Origin of the sequence: Paenibacillus lutimineralis (genome assembly GCF_003991425.1) — a bacterium.
GTDB lineage: Bacteria > Bacillota > Bacilli > Paenibacillales > Paenibacillaceae > Fontibacillus > Fontibacillus lutimineralis.
Map to the genome: position 1 here is coordinate 5,470,560 of NZ_CP034346.1, position 19,587 is coordinate 5,490,146.

At 48.8% G+C, this 19,587-nt stretch carries 21 protein-coding genes; 3 read left to right on the forward strand and 18 right to left on the reverse strand.

Annotated elements, in window-relative coordinates:
- Nucleotides 1-12: 12 nt before the first annotated feature.
- From EI981_RS24325 to uptA, 4 genes are all read right to left on the reverse strand, one after another.
- A complete protein-coding gene (locus EI981_RS24325; RefSeq protein WP_127002616.1) occupies nucleotides 13-225 on the reverse strand; it encodes a hypothetical protein in 213 nt (70 codons plus the stop codon).
- A gap of 307 nt (nucleotides 226-532) precedes the next feature.
- Nucleotides 533-1,159 carry an MBL fold metallo-hydrolase gene (locus EI981_RS24330; RefSeq protein WP_127002618.1) on the reverse strand — a complete coding sequence of 209 codons (627 nt, stop codon included), beginning with the start codon at nucleotides 1,157-1,159 and terminating at the stop codon, nucleotides 533-535.
- A gap of 5 nt (nucleotides 1,160-1,164) precedes the next feature.
- Nucleotides 1,165-1,677 carry a thioredoxin family protein gene (locus EI981_RS24335; protein ID WP_237172681.1) on the reverse strand — a complete coding sequence of 171 codons (513 nt, stop codon included), beginning with the start codon at nucleotides 1,675-1,677 and terminating at the stop codon, nucleotides 1,165-1,167.
- Between the two features lie 50 nt (nucleotides 1,678-1,727).
- A complete protein-coding gene (gene uptA / locus EI981_RS24340; protein ID WP_418789083.1) occupies nucleotides 1,728-2,276 on the reverse strand; it encodes an undecaprenyl phosphate transporter UptA in 549 nt (182 codons plus the stop codon).
- Nucleotides 2,277-2,484: 208 nt separating this feature from the next.
- On the opposite strand from uptA, the gene EI981_RS24345 reads away from it, so the two are divergent.
- On the forward strand, nucleotides 2,485-2,796 hold the full coding sequence (locus tag EI981_RS24345) for a dehydrogenase (RefSeq protein WP_127002624.1): 312 nt from the start codon (nucleotides 2,485-2,487) through the stop codon (nucleotides 2,794-2,796).
- Here the strand turns inward: EI981_RS24345 and EI981_RS24350 are convergent.
- The 5 genes from EI981_RS24350 to yyaC form a co-directional block, all read right to left on the reverse strand.
- Nucleotides 2,793-5,108: an O-antigen ligase family protein gene (locus tag EI981_RS24350; RefSeq protein WP_162616259.1), complete on the reverse strand. Its 2,316-nt coding sequence runs from the start codon at nucleotides 5,106-5,108 to the stop codon at nucleotides 2,793-2,795. The genes EI981_RS24345 and EI981_RS24350 overlap by 4 nt on opposite strands.
- 443 nt (nucleotides 5,109-5,551) lie before the next feature.
- Nucleotides 5,552-6,745 carry a class I SAM-dependent methyltransferase gene (locus tag EI981_RS24355; RefSeq protein WP_127002628.1) on the reverse strand — a complete coding sequence of 398 codons (1,194 nt, stop codon included), beginning with the start codon at nucleotides 6,743-6,745 and terminating at the stop codon, nucleotides 5,552-5,554.
- Nucleotides 6,746-7,170: 425 nt separating this feature from the next.
- Nucleotides 7,171-7,815: a DUF6483 family protein gene (locus EI981_RS24360; protein ID WP_127002630.1), complete on the reverse strand. Its 645-nt coding sequence runs from the start codon at nucleotides 7,813-7,815 to the stop codon at nucleotides 7,171-7,173.
- A gap of 71 nt (nucleotides 7,816-7,886) precedes the next feature.
- A complete protein-coding gene (locus tag EI981_RS24365) occupies nucleotides 7,887-8,675 on the reverse strand; it encodes an alpha/beta fold hydrolase (RefSeq protein WP_127002632.1) in 789 nt (262 codons plus the stop codon).
- Between the two features lie 38 nt (nucleotides 8,676-8,713).
- On the reverse strand, nucleotides 8,714-9,247 hold the full coding sequence (gene yyaC / locus EI981_RS24370) for a spore protease YyaC (protein WP_127002634.1): 534 nt from the start codon (nucleotides 9,245-9,247) through the stop codon (nucleotides 8,714-8,716).
- A gap of 232 nt (nucleotides 9,248-9,479) precedes the next feature.
- Between yyaC and EI981_RS24375 the strand changes: the two genes are divergently transcribed.
- Nucleotides 9,480-9,704 carry a hypothetical protein gene (locus EI981_RS24375; protein ID WP_127002636.1) on the forward strand — a complete coding sequence of 75 codons (225 nt, stop codon included), beginning with the start codon at nucleotides 9,480-9,482 and terminating at the stop codon, nucleotides 9,702-9,704.
- Nucleotides 9,705-9,819: 115 nt separating this feature from the next.
- Here the strand turns inward: EI981_RS24375 and EI981_RS24380 are convergent, their stop codons facing one another.
- The 4 genes from EI981_RS24380 to EI981_RS24395 form a co-directional block, all read right to left on the reverse strand.
- Nucleotides 9,820-10,320 carry a DUF948 domain-containing protein gene (locus EI981_RS24380; RefSeq protein ID WP_127002638.1) on the reverse strand — a complete coding sequence of 167 codons (501 nt, stop codon included), beginning with the start codon at nucleotides 10,318-10,320 and terminating at the stop codon, nucleotides 9,820-9,822.
- A gap of 218 nt (nucleotides 10,321-10,538) precedes the next feature.
- The gene (locus tag EI981_RS24385; protein WP_127002640.1) at nucleotides 10,539-11,111 is read right to left on the reverse strand and encodes a hypothetical protein; all 573 of its coding nucleotides are present in this window, start codon (nucleotides 11,109-11,111) and stop codon (nucleotides 10,539-10,541) included.
- A 153-nt stretch (nucleotides 11,112-11,264) separates the two neighbouring features.
- Entirely contained in the window at nucleotides 11,265-12,275 is a 1,011-nt protein-coding gene (locus EI981_RS24390) for a C40 family peptidase (protein WP_127002642.1), read from the reverse strand.
- Between the two features lie 285 nt (nucleotides 12,276-12,560).
- Complete coding sequence (locus EI981_RS24395; RefSeq protein ID WP_127002644.1) at nucleotides 12,561-13,448, reverse strand: cation diffusion facilitator family transporter; 888 nt, start codon at nucleotides 13,446-13,448, stop codon at nucleotides 12,561-12,563.
- A 274-nt stretch (nucleotides 13,449-13,722) separates the two neighbouring features.
- Here EI981_RS24395 and EI981_RS24400 point away from each other — a divergent pair, with 274 nt between their 5' ends.
- Nucleotides 13,723-13,908 (forward strand): hypothetical protein, encoded by a 186-nt coding sequence (locus EI981_RS24400; protein WP_127002646.1) that lies wholly within the window; start codon nucleotides 13,723-13,725, stop codon nucleotides 13,906-13,908.
- A gap of 127 nt (nucleotides 13,909-14,035) precedes the next feature.
- On the opposite strand, the gene EI981_RS24405 is transcribed toward EI981_RS24400, so the two are convergent.
- The 5 genes from EI981_RS24405 to EI981_RS24420 all read right to left on the reverse strand — a co-directional run bounded on the left by EI981_RS24405 (nucleotide 14,036) and on the right by EI981_RS24420 (nucleotide 19,338).
- Nucleotides 14,036-15,661: an ABC-F family ATP-binding cassette domain-containing protein gene (locus EI981_RS24405; RefSeq protein WP_127002648.1), complete on the reverse strand. Its 1,626-nt coding sequence runs from the start codon at nucleotides 15,659-15,661 to the stop codon at nucleotides 14,036-14,038.
- A gap of 127 nt (nucleotides 15,662-15,788) precedes the next feature.
- Nucleotides 15,789-16,739: an MBL fold metallo-hydrolase gene (locus EI981_RS24410; protein ID WP_127002650.1), complete on the reverse strand. Its 951-nt coding sequence runs from the start codon at nucleotides 16,737-16,739 to the stop codon at nucleotides 15,789-15,791.
- A 113-nt stretch (nucleotides 16,740-16,852) separates the two neighbouring features.
- Complete coding sequence (cydS, locus tag EI981_RS30300; RefSeq protein WP_379337225.1) at nucleotides 16,853-16,954, reverse strand: cytochrome bd oxidase small subunit CydS family protein; 102 nt, start codon at nucleotides 16,952-16,954, stop codon at nucleotides 16,853-16,855.
- Between the two features lie 6 nt (nucleotides 16,955-16,960).
- Complete coding sequence (locus tag EI981_RS24415; RefSeq protein WP_127002652.1) at nucleotides 16,961-17,992, reverse strand: cytochrome d ubiquinol oxidase subunit II; 1,032 nt, start codon at nucleotides 17,990-17,992, stop codon at nucleotides 16,961-16,963.
- Entirely contained in the window at nucleotides 17,989-19,338 is a 1,350-nt protein-coding gene (locus tag EI981_RS24420) for a cytochrome ubiquinol oxidase subunit I (RefSeq protein WP_127002654.1), read from the reverse strand. Before EI981_RS24420 ends, EI981_RS24415 begins: the two co-directional genes overlap by 4 nt.
- Nucleotides 19,339-19,587 lie beyond the last annotated feature (249 nt).

Genomic DNA, 19,587 nt, shown 5'->3' on the forward strand with positions numbered 1-19,587 from the left:
AACGAATTGATCTCAATACCTGCTCCTCCGAAGCTCACAAAGCTTCTCATGCCAAGGTTGCCGAATTGTACCGGAACGGAGTACAAGCCGATCCCATAGGAGCAGCCGTTCTTTATCATGTATGTAATTGTTTGAATCTTCTGGACTTCGGCTCTCCCTCTTATGCTCCTGTGAATATGCCAAAGACTGACTCGCATCTATAATATGCGACAATCGGCTTTTCATTGATCTGCCTCCTTTTACCTCTCGAACGATCCGTTCAATGTATTTCAGAAGCTAAAAAAAACCGCTATAGATGTTGTTCAAAAAGTCCGCTTGTAATCATGAAGTAAAACCGACCTTTTTGAACACGCATAAAAAAACAAAAAAAAGAACGCAAACCGGGAATACTCCTCAGCTTGCGTGCTTCGCAAAAGTTACAAATATTTAATGACTATATTCTAGCAAGTGAATACACTTTTGTCCAGTATCTTTGTACTTTTTGTGTACAAATTTGTTGCAAATTTGCTGGTTGAGTCACTCATTACCCAGATTATGTCAAATATGGATTGTCTACGCGTTCATAACCGATCGTCGTCTTAGGTCCATGCCCCGGATAGACGATCACATCATCTGCAAATTGGAACAGCTTACCACGGATTGAATTATATAAATCGACTTCTCTACCACCAGGCAAATCAGTCCTTCCTACACCCATACGGAAGAGCACATCGCCTGAAAATAAGTCTTTACCGCACAAGAAACTTACGCTGCCCGGCGAATGTCCTGGCGTATGGTATACCGTGAATTCATGTCCGATCAGATGTAACTTCTGTCCTTCCGCAAGTTCATATTCGGCTGGCTCAAGTGCTATCGGACCGCCGATCTGCGGCCACATTAGTGAACCGTTTAGCTTAGGCGTCGTCAGCCAATCGCTCTCAAGTGCGTGCAAATAAACCGGGCACTTCTTCAGCTTGCGAATCTCATCTACTCCACCAATATGATCGAAATGGGCATGTGTCAGCAGTATTGCTTCAATCTCCAGTCCTTCGATCCTGCGCAAGAGTGGGCCAGAATTCATGCCTGGATCGATGATGATGGCCCTTTTCTCATCTTCTCCCCGCAATAAATAAGCATTTGTCTGCAATGGTCCCAGGGAGAATGTCTCTATTCTCAACATATGATTTAAAACCCGGAGATGAGTGCGCGCAGTTCGGATACGACCGTCGCATTCACTCCGCCCCCTTCCTTATATTTATCAGTCATCTGCTGTCTCACTACACTGATCTTGTCTTGATAATCAAGTGCTTCCCGGTCCGGGTTCTCCTGCTTGAACTGAATCATTAGTGCCTGCACATGCTGTGGACGTGGTCCCCAACTGCCAAGTACATGTCCGCCCGTGTCCGTAAAAATAATAATCGGAACGGAACGTCCCCCCAACGTCAGGAAATGATCCATCGTATCCTCATGCTGTTCAAGGATGAGTACTTCCGTCTCCAGACCGGATTCCTCCAATGCACGGAATACCACTGGCACACTACGGACAACATCGCCGCACCAATCAGCCGCAAGGACCAATATACGCAAGTCATCGCGATAATTCAAACTTTTGAAAAACGCGCGATCCTCTTCATTTATCCAGTTAAAGGCTTCATATCCTGCTGCGAATTCCTCTTTATTCTTCTGCATCCCCTCCATAAACTGCCGGGGGGTAATTCCTTGTCCGAACTTATGTGCCAGATTGATACTCACTTTGCATCTCCTTTCTTTTTGGAAGAACCGAACCACTTAATAAGTACATATACGATAAGTAGAGCGACCGCAACCAGCAGAATTGGCATAATGTATGGGCCCGCCTTCTCATCGACATGCTTCCATTGATCCCCAAGCAGCATCCCCAAATATACGAACAAAATCGACCACGGAATGACTGCCAGAGTGGTCAGGGTAATAAATTTGCCGATCGGCATCTTGGCCATCCCGGCTGGAATCGAAATAGCATGTCTTGCTACAGGAATGAAGCGGGCGCTAAAAATGACTCCGGAACCATATTTCAGGAACCAGTTCTCGGCAACGTCGATATGCTTTTTATGAATAAAAATATATTTGCCGTACTTCTCGAGAATAGGACGTCCGCCATACCGCCCGATCCAATAAATGAACAATTGTGCGATAACGCCGCCCACAACACCAAAAATAACAGCTCCGATAAAATTGATCCGGCCAGTGTGTACCAGGTAGCCACCATATGCCAATACGATCTCACTAGGAATGACCTCGATCATCAAGCCGAGCATTATGCCGAAATACCCCAGTTGTTGAACCCAATCCAACAGAGTCCCAATTACATTAGAAATCCATTCCACCGCGCGTCTCTCTCCTAACATGTCCTTTTTTCTAATCTATTCTATCATAGCCGAGGACATGCATTCTACTTAGCTCTTCCAGCTCCGGTGTCGCTTGTGGCCAATCACGCATATGTTGTGGAAAAGGAGGCGTACCCCTATGAAGAATTCCCCCGGCAAACATCAGACTCCCCTGCCAACGCCGCGCAAAATACGTAGAGGGTGCAATAAGGAATTATACCGAACCGTTAAAAGACTGGGCGTCTATATACCGCAGGATAAAATCGCTGAGGGAGAAACGTTATATTACAAAAAGGTGATTGAAAACCTGCTCTGGATCGCTGAACAAAACAGCAATCGCAAGGCACTTGCCGATTGGTGGGACGAAGCAGTCAGCGGAGAGCTGGCAGAGCTATGGCAGGTCGATCAAGGCCAGCTGGAACGTGCATTCCGCAGCGCGTTTGGAGGCTAATGCGCATACTTAAACGCGTATAATTGCCTGCCTCTCACTCTGGCTTCCAAGGTTAATCTAAACTTGCGGTCATTACGCCAGGATGGATGCTGGACAATCAGGTCAGACAAACGGGAATAATTACAGTACAATCGGACCCCCGCTTCAGCTGCGATTCTAGCCTCATCTTCTTTCCCAGTTGCCTTGAGCCATCTCGCCAGATGATAAGCTTGCTGCAGCATATTCGTCTGAGCCGCTCCATTGAAACGGTCCAAGGCTGCGGCCCGCTGGAAGGCCGTGAGAGCGCTCAGGTCTCCTTGCTGTGCCGCCACCGTACCCAGCGCCGCCAATAATTCGGGATTCTCCCGTTCATATCGAAGACCTTGCTGCAGGAGCGTGAAGGACTTCTGCGGGAGGGAATGGGCCGCCAGAGCCAGCCGAGCGGCCGTATTAGACGGCGATGCGGCAAGCGATCGTTGCAACAGCAGGGGCTGCTCCGTCCCTGCTGTTGCCTCGGCGCGAGCGAGCAGAAGCTGGCTGGCCACAAGGTGCAAGCCAGCTACGCTTGCCGCTAGCAGTACAGCGGCAAGCAGCCCGGTCGCCGCAAAGCGTACCGTTGATGCGGCCATTGTTATTGTTCGATCCGGAACAATAGCAACCATCTCCGGCATAACTGCGCTATTAACGGTTGAAGCCCCCCGGCTGCACGACTTCGATGGGATCGGTGATTCAGGCGAAGAAACCGTTGGGACAAGCGCCACCACGGCAAACATAAGTATCAGTACCCAATACAGACCATAGCTCATATCAAAATCAATCAAGCTGTGTAGACATAACACGATCAAAGAGGGAAATAAGCTGCTGCGCACCCTGTGCAATCGGAGCATCTGCCAAGCAATAGCTCCCAGCCAGAGCAGTACGACCATCAGCCCAACCAAACCCAGATCGAGCGCAATATCGATGAAGCCGCTATGCACCTCGGCGCCAACATAGGGGCGGCTCTGTATGCTGCGGAACGACAGCCGCCATGTATCCCCGCCTCGCCCGATCCAAGGCGAGCGCTGAAATAGCTTCCATGCGTCAGCATACATATCCCAGCGCGCGGAGAGCGTAGCGATCCTCAGTCCGCGCGTAAGCAGCGGGGCGAGCGCCAGGAGCAGCCCTAGGCCCGTCAGCGACAGGGCCAGCCCCTTGATGTAGGCGCTCTTCCCCGCGCCCCAAGCGGCCACAAGCGGGCCGCTTGAACCCCGCGCTGCGGCGGCGCCATGCGCCCGCCCGCCGCGATGGACACGCCCGGACAGGGCCAGCGCAGCCGCCATCACGGCGGCAAGTAGCAGCAGTCCGGGCAGCGGGGACGGCGCCAGTTGCGCTGCGCTCAACTGGCGGGCAAGCAGCGCAGCGGCGGCGAGGAATACGCCGCTGTGCCGCACAAATCTGCTGCGCTCGGCACCACGCAGCAGCAGCCAGCCTGCTGCCCAGCCGACCGCGCCGGCGATGTATGCGCCGCGCGACTCCGTCAGCAGCAGGCAGAGCAGGAGCAGCAGCACCTGCGCTCCCCCCTGCTGCCCCTTCCATCCGGCGGAACGTTTGAAATCAGAAGAGGGCCGGTGAACGAGGAGCAGTAGACGTTCCAATAGCAAGGCCGCTGCAACTGCTCCGAAAGTATTCGGATATTGCAGCAATCCGCCTAACCTTGCCCCTGTAAGGCTGACCTCGCTGTCCCCTGTACGCAATATCGCATAAGGCATGGAGACAATGCCCAGAATAGATCCAACAGCGGACAGGCTTAATAAACTAGAGGTCCAAGACAAGCCGTGTTGGATTAGCTTCCTCCCCCTCTCCCGGTCGCCCATACCCAGCCTGAACATCGCTAACCCTAGCAGAGCATAGAATAGCCATTCGAGAGCAGAGATCATCGTTGCATACGCCGATAACCGTACAGACGACATCACTAGATGCAAGCTATAAATCCCTGCGATAACGAACGGCGCACTACAAATCCATACATACAAATAAGGAGTCCGCTGGGTGGGGGATAGATTGGGAAGCGGAAACATGATCTTTTCATTATGAAGGCTCCCGATAATCCCCTTCACCAGGTATCCAACAACAAGAAGAAATGCACAAACAAACCACAACCCCATCAGGACCAAGGATGAAATGCTATCCGTGAAGAACATTCCACTATTCAGGCAAATAGCCATAATGGTAATCCATACGAGTCCACCTAGTCCCCCGACAGCCCCCAGCGGCTTGGTCAAGATAATAAAAGCGTCCCACCAAAGTCCGAACGACGTCTTATCCCTTACTTGCTCAGAGATCCTTCTCCACACCCTTATTTCCCCCCTCTCCATAGGTAAAATCAATCCATTAACAAATCTCGCTGGACAACAAACACAAAAAAAGGCCAACACATTTAGTGTTGACCTACGGACTGTCGAGAAAGTGATGGTTTTTTATCGACTAGCTCTAACGAAACTGGATATCGCTATTTGAGCCATAAAGGGCTTCCCCAACTTCTAACGAAACTAGGTATCGCTATTGAGGTGGATTAGGAGCTACAAGCACAGATTTCTCCCCAATAACGATATGGTGTTTCGTTAGATTTTATTTACCGTTGTTTTTGAGGAAATAACGATCCGTAGTTTCGTTAGACGTCCAAAGGACTGACGCAAGTATTCTCAATACTTAAAAAGGCCAACACATACAGTGTTGACCTGAAATCACGGCTGCAAACCGCTACTTCACATAAATCCATGCGGCTTCTCGCCAATTTTTATTCTTCTGTCGGCAGAAGATCCCGGCAGGCTCTTTCCAGATATGGAGAGGCACCAAGGAAATCGCGGAAGGCCGTATATTCGCGCCATAGGGCAGCGGTATTTCCGGCTGGTGACTTCACCGCCCGGATCAGAATATTTTTCGGCGTATGCTCCATATCGATAAATTCAAGCAGTTGCGTCTTGTATCCGAGAATATCCAGCAGCTTGGCCCGGATTCCGTCTGTTGCCAGAGCAGAGAAACGCTCCTTCAGAATGCCATGACTGAGCAGCGGCTCCATCACTTCATTATGGATCTGAGCGAACAATTCATGCTGACAGCAAGGCACGGATAGAATCACCGAAGCATCCCAGCGTACGGCCTTCTCCAGCGCAGCATCGGTTGCTGTGTCACAGGCATGTAGCGTAACGACCATATCCACCTTGCTCAGCTCGTCATAGTCAGCAATGTCGCCGACAAGGAAGCGTAGGTTGTTATATTTCAGCTTCTCTGCCAGTGCACTGCAATGTTCGATTACATCCGCCTTCAAGTCGAGACCAACGACCTTCAGCTCCCTGCGCTGCTCGACCGATAAATAATGATAGAGAGCGAATGTCAGATAAGACTTACCGCAGCCGAAATCTACAATCGTAAGCGGTCGGTCCGCGGGCAGATGAGGCATGACATCCTGAACCATTTCAAGGAAGCGGTTGATCTGACGGAATTTATCGTATTTCTTTGCCAATACCTTCCCGTCCCGATTCATAATACCGAGCTCTACCAGGAAAGGAACAGCTCTTCCATCCTCCAGAATATATTCCTTACGCCGGTTATGAAGCAAGGAGCCCGGCTGCTTGCTCGGCGACTTCGTCAGAATTGACACCTTGTATTTCTTGCTGATCAGCACCTGATAATCAGCTGCCTCTGTGCAAAGCAGGCCTTGCCGGAAGGTCTCCTCGAACTGCTTCATGAGATACTCAGCCAACTGCTCAGCCGGTATATTCTCATGCGTCACTTTGTTGCTATAATAATAAGTGAACTGATAATGCAGTCGCTGCTTCAATAGGGCAGGCTTCACTGTTACCTTGCTGTATTCCGTCTCTCCGGGCTTGCGCCGCTGGCTGAGCGTCGCGGTAATTAAGCTGCCCTCCTGAGCGATTTGTTGTATAAGATGTCTTAGTGCTTCCATGAATCTATAACAGCTCACTTTCATTCCAAGTATACAGTTTTTTAAAGAGGTTGTTCAAAAAGTCCGCTTTTGATAAGAAAACAAACCGAAGCCAATTCAAAGATGAGCGTTCGGCAATACAAAGGTAGGTTTATTTGCGATATAGATTTCATCAACTCCGTTGATAACGTATAAATTCTATATCTAACACGAAGTAAATCAGGAAGCTACCCGGCATCGAATCTTGAATTCACCTGGGCCTAAGCAGATGCTTACGTAGTTATGTTTCCTCCAGAAACATCTATTGTGCTCACGTACCCACTACAAGTATATGCTTCCGAAGTCGTTTTCTACGAAAACGCGTAGCTACGCTCCTTAGACCCTAGCTTCATCCAACTGAAGCATTTTGAAAAAACGCACATCGGTAGCATAAGCTTCGGTGCAGAAAACTGCACTTTTTGAACACGCACTTAAAATTTCTCTACTTCCATAAGGCCTTCGCGAACCTCGTCCAAGGGAAGTCCTCCATCACTAAGCCGCTCAGGCTCATATTGCAGCAGACGTTCATAGAAAGCTATCGCCTGCTGCTTGGGTATCACGCTAGCCTGAAGCAGATAATACAATATGTTCTCTGCCTGATCGAATCGACCGTGGGCTTCTTCGTAATCGAGCAGTAAAATCTCAGTATCCACAGGTAGACGATAATCCTTCAGACGCGACAGCAGTTTGGCTGTCTCCTTCTCCATATCCCATAATGAGCGATCGGCACCATGCAGGTCAGCAGCCAGGTAGAGATGGAGCGACTTCATAAGCCGGAACAGCCCCTCATCCTGACGTCCCTGAGCGATATAGATATCTCCCTCCTCCTGCAATAGCCTTGCCAAGCTTTGCAGCTTATCGGCCTCTACCTTTCCGCCGGTACGGAATATCTCCACAAGATCCCGGGCCGATAGAGAACCAATCATCTTTGAGTTCAGCCTGAACTGCGCTTTATACAGATCGTCAAGCTTCCACAACGCTTCTATTAACTTGTTCTGCTGCTTCAATCCGAATACTTGACCGATGACGTCCAGCATTTCCTCGATCATGCGGACCAGGTAATCCTTCCTCAGCATTATAATCCAGTCCCTTCACTGAACTTTACATCTGGAAATTTCGTACCTATGCGGCAGATTCCATCAGCTTCCTATGCAAGATTCCTCATAAAATCACTGATGACCGTAGCGAGTTGGTCTGGAGCTTCATACATGCCCATATGTCCAGCAGCTTTAATAACCGCCTTGATCACCCCATCGCCTTCCACCGTAAATGTACGCTCCAAAGGAATCACCCCATCGTTCTCACCAGCCACGAGCAAGATTGGCAATTCGGACTGGTCCAGCACTTCACGCCGATCCACGCGCTCACGCATTGCCAGCGCTGCCCCTTGTGCTCCTTGTGACGAAGTAAGATACCCGATCTCCTTAGTCCGGTTTACATCCTGCATCATCGTCTGGAGATGCTTCGGCGCAAACAATCCTGGTACCAGGCCATCGACGAAAGCATGTATTCCTTCAGCCTGTATTTTCTCCACTGCTTTTAGCCGCTTCTCCTTCGCCTCCTCGCTGTCTGGATAAGGGGTCGAATGAATCAGACCGAAGCCGTCCAAACGAGATGAATAGCGTTCGGCTAAGGATAAGGTGATGTAGCCCCCGAGGGAATGACCCAAAAGTGTATACTTCGGAACACCCATTTGCTCCATCAATACGGCGATATCATCCGCCATCTGTTCAATTGTATAAGGACCCTCAGGAGCACCAGACGCACCATGACCGCGTAAATCCGGCATTACAATGTGGTATTCCCTTGATAATAGAGGGGCTAGCTTCTCCCAATAAGCAGAACTGCCACAGAAGCCATGCAGCAAGACGATCGTCTGCCCCTGTCCTTGCTCCTGATAGGCTACGGATATTCCATTTGCTAATATGCTTGTCATAACAAATCCCCTCTCTATCGCTTATTATTCATAGATTCTCACTTAAATGCCGTGACAATCGCTCTCGTAATCTCTTCCGCCATCTGCATGACCTTATATAATGAGGTCATCTGCAGCGTCCAATAAGGCTTGGGTCCCTTCACATTAACAACTGCAGCCACACTGTAATGTCCCGCCGCTGGCAGCGCATATCCTACCGATTGCGCCGGGAACAAGGGCTGAGCAGACACAAGATAGCAGCCTACTGAAGCCGAGGCACCCAAGCTGGCATCAATGGCCACAATAATGTGCCCGACAGGAATAGCAGCTAGTCTCTGCTCCAGATTGTCCGCATCACATGGATGCGACAATGAACCAACTACATTAACGAAGCCATGCTCCTCAAGCCGGGAGCCGACGAGAGGACCCAGCGCGTCCCCAGTAGAGCGATCCGTCCCAATACATAAGAAGGTGATCGTATCCCCTTCATGCCGCTTGCGAATTTCCTGGAAGAAGCTTATCAGCTCGTTGCCAGAAATTCTCTTTCGTTCTGTTCCCAAGACAGACATCTCCCATAAATCATGTTGTCCCATGCTCCGCCTCCTCCCCTGCCAACTTACCCTGATTGTACATTACTAGCACCTGATCCGCAAAATGTGAAAGTCACTGACCTCATTTACATCACTAAAGTATAGTACTTTGCTTTCATCATGGCTACACAAGCTTGAGAAATCATGATTTGTCCATTTGGGGAATAATGAGGAGGTGCTTGGGACAGAAAGATAGATAGGGATCGAGTAACGATCAGTGAAGGAGCGGTGCCGCATGAGTAGTAAAACCCCGGAAGAACGGCAAGGGGAATATGTTATGGAACAGATCAACAATGCAATGGAGGGAGAATACCCCGCCCACAAGCCTATCGAAGAAGCCGAGAACGGCTCAATGGTTAATGATATGGAGGATTTGGTTCAGCTCGGAGAGGATATGGAGCAGATGAAGACTCAACAAGAGGATGAGGAACAAGGCCTAAGACAGGACCCTGAACAATAGCCTATAACTTATCTCTGCAAACCCCAATTTCAAATCTATTAAAAACAGCTCCGGGACCTATCCTTAGATAGGCAAGCCCAGAACTGCTTATATCATAGACATATTAGTAACTTGATCAGGAACGATATTTCTGCCATACGCTAGCAGCGACATCTACCCATTTGACCCAGCCCGTCGGCTTATCTGCCGGACCTGCTGGCAGAGCGGCCGGGGGTTCTGGAGCTGGCGGGGCGACAGGTGCCTGGGGCGTCTCCGTCTCAGCACGCCGTGCTCGTCTGGCAGCTCTGGGCGAATTTTTCATTCTGTCGATCAGAGCGGTCGATACCTGCTTGGCAGCCAGGGTGACCTCATTCAGCACCTCTCCGACATTTTTGACAGATTCCAGCACGGGATCGATCTGCTCCATCTTATGTTGCAAATCCCCAGTAATATCATTAGCTTGTCTGACAACTCCTTTAATCTCCGTGCTTAGATCATTAACTGTTTCTTTAATTTCCTGCAATGTTTCCGTCGTCTGATTCAATGATTTTTGCGCCGACTGCAGCGTTCTGACCAGGAAGACGACCAGAACTACAAAGGCTACCGCGATTAGCGCAACGCTAATTTGCCAAATCATCTCTCAACCTCGCTTTCTGACTATGTACTCTTGTTCCAAGAACACCATTTCACATTCTTCTCTTACCTAACACTATACAATATTTTACCATGTAAGAGTGAGCCTTCTCATGTTAAACTGCCATTTAAATTTTCAATTCTAGAAAATCTGCAGGCGGTCCAATACAAACAGGCCCGCTGGGTGAAACCCAAACGAGCCTGCTTATAATGTGATAATGCTTATGCGGACCGAAGATAATTAATAAGCTCCAGCCAATCTACTGAAAATTGGATGCGCACGATTTTACCGGGAAATTCTACTCCATCAATTGTAATCAGCTTGGGAATATAAGAAGCGACATTGATATTCAGCGGTTCCAACCCGAACTGTTCTGGAGGAATCGATATTTGGCGTACCTTAACCGATTCCGGCCGCAGAGAGAGGATTCCCTTGGAGTAATCGATCCGATACTGGACTTTGGCTCCCACATCGAGGAACTTCCAGGTCCCATTAAGGTTCGCGGTAACCTCATTCCCATTCAGCCTGAATTCGGCCCCCTTGACCTCGATAGGCAGGTCATGATTGGCCATATATTCAGTGATCCCCTGCTTCGCCAGATTGTTAACATCACTCTCTGAGAGGATAAGTTCCGTGTTCCGGTTCTCTGCCATCTGTATCAGCTTTTCCTTCCAATTGACGTCCGAATAATTCATATCCAGCGTGCGCGATGGTCTGATATACAACACAGCCGCGACGATAACTACAATAAGAAAAATCAGAATGCCACCTATGATTAATCTGCCTTTACGCATAATAATGCTCCTCTTTATGATGTATTTAATGATCTGGTGTCTCTATTTCATCTCTATAGAGTTTATTATATGAATAGCAGGATTTCAAAAAATGACGCTGACATAAAAAAGCCACCGAGAAAATTCCCGGCGGCTGATGATTGGTGCGCCCAATTATTTCAATACACTTCCTCCATACAGGAAGCGATATTCCCACGAACCATCAAGCTGATCGATCCGTACGCCACCCGACTCCTTGGAGTAGGTGTGGATCACTTTACCTTCACCCAAATACATAGCTACATGAGTAATCGTCTCCTTGCTCTTGTCGACATTCTTATATGCCGCTGCAGATGAGCCCTTGTAGCTCATGAAGAAGATCAGATCGCCTGCCTTCAGCTTGCTAATGCTCGATACCGCCGTGCCGTTGTCCTTCACCCATGCCCCTTGCTTACGCGAATCGGCGGGAAGCACGATCCCGAGTGCCTCTTTATAGGCCTGTCTTACAAAATCAGAGCAATCAAATGTCGTCGTTGTATTACGGTCCGATCCATATTCATAGGGAGTACCTAGATATTTCTTGCCTGTGCTGATGACTTTGGCAATTTTCGCCTGATTGGATTCCGATACTCCATCATTCGAACCCGGAGCGTCCCCCTCGAGCTGCAAATATTTGCTTGAACTACTCACATAACCGGACTGTCCGCCCGACGTTTTAACCTTGTAGAAGCTATCATTGCTCTTCTCCAGAATTGTAACTACCGTTCCCTTCTTGAGCATCGTGATTACCTTGCCGGAGGTGGTAGACGGAGCAGTTCGCAAATTCACTCCATAGATGACGGTTGCGATTGCCTGTTCAGGTGCCTCAGGCGCCGAATTCCCACCGCTAGTAGAGATATAATTGCTGGACGAGCTGACATAGCCGGTCTTCCCGTCCGAAGTCTTCACTTTATAGAAGTAATTATTGCTATTCTCCAAAATAGTTACCGTTGTCCCCTTCTTCACCAGCCCGATAATTTTACCGGAAGTGGAAGGTTGATCACGAAGATTGACACTGCTTACAATTTGTCCCTTCGTCGACGTCTGCGTCGCAGCTGCAGCTGCTGATGCCCTGTCCTGTACAGCTGTGTAAGAGGTAGTTAGTAGAATTGCGCTCAATATCAGGATTGTCGTGCTGCGTTTCATAGTTGCCTCCTTGTGGATGATATTGGTCTGATTAGACGAATATTATATAAGTCGCCTTTCTCTGGACTCGTCCCCATTATATCCCTTATCGAATTTTGTCTAAATGCGTCGATTTTCGTGTTATGTATTGCTTTTACGACAAAGTGCCTAAACTACACCCCAAAAAGAAGGACATATTACCCACAATCCCAATAATAACCAACACTATCATAAAAAAAAGCCGGCAGAGCTCTCTCCGCCGACTTCGCTTATGTGTGATCTACTATATTTGTGAGATATGGGCTTCTATTCTTCTTGTTCTGTCCCTTCTTCCCTGGGCTCTACATGGACATGGACATGCATCACATTCTTGATCCGACTCATCCGCTCTTCCACCGTATCACAAATTTTGTGGCCCTCAAGCACAGTTAAATGTGGATCAACCTCGATCACCACATCGACGAGAACGTGGTTGCCATGGACACGGGCCTTCAGATCCTTAATTCTCTCTACCCCGGGAATCCGCGAGATCGTTCCGCGCAGGTCCCCAAGCTGTTCCTCATCAAAGCCGTCCGTCAAGCGATATGTCGAGTCCCTGAAAATGTCCCAAGCGGTCTTGCATATTAACACCCCTACCGCTAGAGCGGCTACGATATCAAGCCATGGCATACCGAATTGCGCCCCAATAATCCCTACAGCCGCTCCTACACTGACCAGGGCGTCTGAGAAATTGTCCTTAGCCGCCGCCATTAGCGCCTGATTGTTAATCTGCTGGGCCAGTCCACGATTATATAAGTAGACACCACCCATCACAACAGCACAGAGGATGGCTATCCCCGCAGACCATAAATCAGGCTTCGTCTCATTTCCCGCAAATAGCGAGCGGATCGCCCCAATAATAACCTGAATTCCAACCATCGCCATAATGAAAGAAGCAATAAGTGCGGCAACGGTCTCCGCACGAAAATGCCCGTACGCATGATCGGAGTCTGGCGGTTTCTGCGAAATCCGCAACCCGATCAATACAGCGAGCGAAGCGACAATATCCGTTAAATTGTTGAATCCGTCCGCGAGCAGCGCGCTCGAAGCAAATAAATAACCGCTAATCAGCTTAAAAGCAGACAATATTACGTAGGCTGCGATGCTTACCCAAGCCCCGCGTTCGCCTTTGCGTATATCCTCGTATACATTCAAGCCCCACACCTCCACACTTGCCTTACAAACTGCAACACTATTAGTGCACGTTCAAAAACTACCTCTAATATCAAAAGGGTTACTACATCGTACCAGATGAAAATCGTGTGGGTCTATAGAAACAGTGTTGCACCAAGGAAAAGTCAGCTGAGACCGCCCGAAACTCCCCATTTTGCGTACTTTTCAATTTAAATCATCATTCCCGTTGTTCCTCTTTTTAAAAACGTATACAATAAGGTCAAGCTTGTTCTTGAATTAAAAGGGGATGATATCGATGACAGAAAATAATGAGCCTCGTAAGATTGACTTGGCCGAAGCAATGCGCCAGAAACTTCAGCAAAAAAAGGAGCAGCAGGCGGCCAACAAGCCAGGGGCCAAAAATGCCAATCAAATAAAAACACTCAAGAGCCAAAACAACAAAAAGCCGAACAACCAGCGCCGCCGTACTGGCGGATCATAGGCGCCCATTACAATAAGAACAAAGACAAAGAGCCGAGAAACCGTCTATTTAGACAGTTCCCGGCTCTTTGATTTATACGAGTCTCTCTTCCGATAGTCAAACGGCGAAACAAAAGGTCGAAGGGTTATTAAGCTTCTTCAGGATACATGCTCTTACGCAAAGCCTGAATCTCTTCGCTCTCCAAGTACTCATCATAGCTCATAATACGATCGATGATTCCGTTTGGCGTAATCTCGATAATGCGGTTGGCGATCGTCTGAATGAATTGATGGTCATGGGAAGTAAACAGAATTGTTCCATCAAAATCGATTAATCCGTTATTCAGCGCCGTGATCGATTCCAAATCAAGGTGGTTGGTCGGCTCATCGAACAACAACACGTTAGCGCCATTCAACATCATCTTCGCCAGCATGCAGCGCACCTTCTCGCCCCCGGACAATACAGAAGCCTTCTTGAGCGCCTCTTCACCAGAGAATAACATGCGTCCAAGGAAGCCGCGCAGGAATGTCTCATCCTGGTCATTAGAATATTCGCGCAGCCAATCGACTAGATTCATTTCTACGCCATCGAAATAACTGGAGTTGTCCTTAGGGAAGTATGCTTGAGACGTTGTTACCCCCCAAGTATATTCACCGGCTTCAGCTTCAATCTCACCCATAAGCACCTGGAACATAGTTGTCTTCGGCAAGCTGTTAGGACCGACAAAAGCAATCTTGTCGCCTTTATTCACGACAAAGTTAACATTGTCTAGTACCTTCTCACCTTCCACCGTCTTCATAATACTATCAACCGTAAGCAACTGTTTGCCTGCTTCACGCTCAGACTTGAAGTGCAGGAATGGATATTTCCGGTTCGAAGGACGAATATCATCGAGTGTAATTTTGTCGAGCTGCTTCTTACGCGAGGTCGCTTGCTTCGATTTCGAAGCATTCGCAGAGAACCTTTGAATAAAGGCTTGCAACTCTTTAATTTTCTCTTCCTTCTTCTTGTTCGCATCCCGCTGCAATTGTAGTGCAAGCTGACTGGATTCATACCAGAAGTCGTAGTTGCCGACATACATCTGGATTTTGCCAAAGTCAATATCCGCAATATGCGTACATACTTTGTTCAGGAAGTGACGGTCATGGGATACCACGATTACGGTACCTTCATAATCCATTAAGAAATTCTCAAGCCATTGAATAGATTCCAAGTCCAAATGGTTGGTAGGCTCGTCAAGCAGCAGATTGTTAGGACGTCCGAACAAAGCTTGCGCCAAGAGGACACGGACTTTCTCATTACCACTGAGTTCAGCCATCTTCTTATCGTGCAATTCACGTGGAATACCGAGACCTATAAGCAATGCGGCCGCATCCGGTTCAGCATCCCAGCCGTTCAATTCGGCAAATTCGCCTTCCAGCTCACCAGCGCGCATTCCGTCTTCCTCGGAGAAATCCGCCTTGGCATACAGGGCATCCTTCTCTTTCATAATCGAGTACAAGCGCTCATGCCCCATAATTACAGTCTCTAATGCAGGGAACTCATCATATTCATAATGATTCTGCTTGAGGACTGCCATCCGCTCATTCGGAGTCATGAACACTTCGCCCTGATTCGGTTCAATTTCGCCGGACAGGATCTTGAGGAACGTCGATTTCCCCGCCCCGTTAGCCCCGATCAGGCCATAGCAGTTGCCTGCCGTAAATTTTATATTTACATCCTCAAAAAGTGGTCGTTTTCCATAACGGAGTGTTACACCGCTAGTACTTATCATTTAAGCATTACCATCCTTTTTAAATAATGACACTACTGGTTCAACATTATAACATAGTTCCAGATATAAGTTGAGTGCTAACGGCGATCAGGAACGACTCTACAATAAAATAAGGCGACCGCTTCTCTTACGGCCACCTTAATGTCTCTCCATGGTGCAATACGCGAATCTGTTCCTCCGGAATGCCGCGGCGAGTCCGGTCCGCTTCAAGTCGATCCAGCGCCTCGCGCGCCGTATCATCCGCCAGCCTGAACGTGCCATAATGCATCGGCACCATCAGTTTGGCCCGAACGTCCTCGAACGCCTGCAGCGCCTCTTCCGGTGTCGTATGCTGGGAGGTCATGAACCATTCCGGCTCATAAGCACCGATCGGCAAGAGAGCGATGTCGATCTCAAAGCGCTGGCCGATCTCGGCGAACCCTCTGAAATATCCGCTATCGCCGGCAAAATACACGATAGGATGCTTCTGCAATCTCGCCTCTACCGTCTCACCAAACAACTCAAGCACGAATCCGCCCCAATGCGACGTATTCGTATCCCATGGGGTTCGGCGTGTCCAGTGCTGGGTAGGGACAAATGTGATCTTCACATTGTCAAGCTGCAGCTCCTCCCACCAGCCGAGCTCATAAGTGCGCTCGAAGCCTTTGCGAACCATTTTACGCTTTAACCCACTGGGGACGACAAGCTTTGTCTTGCTCCCATATAATTTGCGGATCGAAGCTAAATGCATATGATCATAATGAGAATGAGATATAAGAATTACGTCAATCTCCGGAATGTCCTGCAGCGGTATTCCCGGGGTGCCTAACCTCCGTTGGAATCCCATCCGCTTAGCCCAGACCGGATCGGTAACTAGATTCAAACCCGCATACTGAATTAGGAAGGTTGCATGCCCAATCCAGGTAACGGATAGTTCAGAGCGGTTCCCCTTCAAAAAGGCCAGATCCGGGGGGAAATTAGGAATGACGTACGAATAATCCTTACGCTTTCTACGGCGTTCATCCCGCCACTGCTTGAACTGCTTCAGTGTCCGGTCAGTCCCGATATTGTCCAAATTGTTGTAACGCTTCCTTGCCATCTTGTATTGGCTCCTCCTTCCAGTCCCCTTCATCCTATGAGAGCCATTGAAATTCCGCCTGTACGACTTAGCTCCATTGTAAAACAACTATCCCATCATTCCAAATTTCAATTTCAATCCGAGGGGTCTTTATAACGGAATGAATACAGGAACAGAAAAGCGACGGCGATGACGATCACTAGCTCAGGAGCTACAAAAATAATAAATTTCTCCATGCTCTCCTATCCTTTCTTTGGCGAACTGCCGCGCACGTATTTGGCATCAAACAAGAACAACCGAAGTAGGATGATCAGCGAAGGAATGAGCACGAACAGCCCGGCGATAAAAACAGTAATTAAGGCCACTGCCATCGTCTCATTGGTGAAGCTCTCATGAATGCTGACTTGCTTATACAGAATATACGGTAGATGAGAATGTCCATAGCCATACCAGGCAAACCCGAACTGCAACATGACAAGTATGAAGGTCCAGCCGAGGTTCCTCCGCTTCCATACCAGATAGACAGCAACCAGGTAGCAAATCAGTGAGAGAATGAACACCCAGGCGATGCCTAGCATATTGCTGAAATGCTCGGGATTCTGTCTGTTGATCTGGAAGAAGGCGAATACACAGGCAAGAATAGTCGGACCGCTCCACCAGAGCGCATAACCACGCAGCACTTCAAAGGCTGCACGGTCTCCCGCTTTGTCTGCATAGTAGGTCAGGAACATCGCAGAGATATAGAGCACGGATACAAGCGCCAGGATGATGACCGACCAGGTATACGGATTGCTGAAGAAGGAGCCCCAGTTCAGATGTACCTTGTTATTTACTTCCGTAATGATGCCGCCTTCGGAAATGGCCAGTATCGTAGAGAGAGCCGCAGGGATTAGAAGGCCGGTCGCTCCATAGATCGCCATGTATATTTTGTTGTCTTCTTTACTGCTGCCATAAGTGTTATAGGCATAGTAGGCACCCCGAAGTGCAAGCAGAACTGTCACCAGACTGCCGGGAATGAGCAGCGCCGTGCCGTAATAATAAGCAGAGTCGGGAAAGAAGCCGACAAGGCCAACCACGAAGAAGATCAGAAATACGTTAGTGACTTCCCATACCGGGGACAAATAGCGCTGAATAATGCTATGCACCTTGTTCTCATGCCCCGTAATCACGCTGTAATAGCTGAAAAACCCCGCTCCGAAATCGACAGAGGCAACGATTAAATATCCGAACAGAAACGTCCACAGTACCGTGATACCGACTAATTCATAGCTCATTTTACCGTTCCTCCTTCAATCCCAAGCTCACGCATTTCATCAACGACATCCTTGCTGCGGAACAATCTGGCTAACACGATGACGCATGAGCCGCACAGCACGATGTACAGCAACGCGAACAGTAGGAGCATAGAACCCACGTTATTCGAGGTCGTGGCCGCTTCTCCCACCTTCATATACCCGCGCACAATCCAAGGCTGACGACCAAATTCGGCAAACAACCAGCCTAACTCGATCGCTACGACCGCCAGTGGTCCCAGCAGCAAAATCCCCAGCAGCAGCCATTTCGGATATCCGCCATGCCGGTTCCCTGGCAGCAAACGCCTGACCATATATAGAAATGGGATCAGAACAAGGAGTATACCGATCGTCACCTTCAAATCGAACATATAGTGAATGAATAGAGGCGGACGTTCATCCTCTGGGAATTCATTCAACCCGATCACCTTCGTATCCGGCTTATTTCCAGCTAGAATACTGAGTGCATAGGGGATTTCAAGCCCGTACTTAACTTTATTGTTCTCATCCAACACGCCACCAAAAACTAAGGGCGCCTCTCGCCTCGTCTCGAAATGCCATTCGGCAGCGGCCAGCTTCTCCGGCTGATACTTGGCCAGGAACTTGCCCGAGAAATCTCCGATGATCGCTGTCGACAGAGCGAATATGAAGGCGGACATTACCGTTAGCTTTAACGCTTTTTTGAAATAGGCTTCCTTCCGTCCCATCAGCAAGCTGTACGCAGCGATCCCCGCCAATAGACAAGCGCTCACCGTATAGGAAGAAGCGAGTACATGAGATACCTTGGTCGGTGTAGCCGGGTTGAACATGGCGATGAGCGGATGCACATCGGTAAATACTCCGTTCTTGAGTGTGAAGCCCTGCGGCGTGTTCATAAATGCGTTCAAAGTCGTAATAAAAAAGGCTGAGGCGGACGATCCGATCGCTACGGGAATCAATAGAAGCAAGTGCAGCATCGGACGCTTGAAGCGATCCCAGGTATACAAATAAATCCCGAGGAAGATCGCTTCGATGAAAAAAGCGAATGTCTCCATGAAGAGCGGCAGTGCGATAGCATGTCCTGCTACACGCATAAAGGTCGGCCAGAGCAGGCTAAGCTGCAGCCCGATCGATGTCCCGGTAACGACACCAACTGCAACGGAGATCACGAAGCCGCGCGCCCATCTTCGAGCCAGCAAGGAATAATGAGGATCCTGGGTCTGAATCCCTCTCCACTCTGCCAGTGCGATCATTAATGGTACACCAACGCCAAGCGAAGCAAACACGATATGCACGAACAGGGTAAGTCCGGTAAGAATACGACTGAGCGTAACCGGATCATAAGACATGACGATCTTCCTCTCTAGTTGGACATAGTGGTCTGCAGGATGAGCCTACTTCTATATCAATAGTAATTCAGAAATCTCAGCAGGCTTTTGATGAAGGCATACAGCATAATAACTGCAATCACAAGGCTGACCAGTGCCAGCTTCTTCTCCTGTCTTCTCGAACTCATGATCCTGCCCCCTTAAATTTCCATAAGCTTATTGTGTCTTTCATGTTCCTTTTTATTCCTGAATACAATGCAAAGGGCTGCC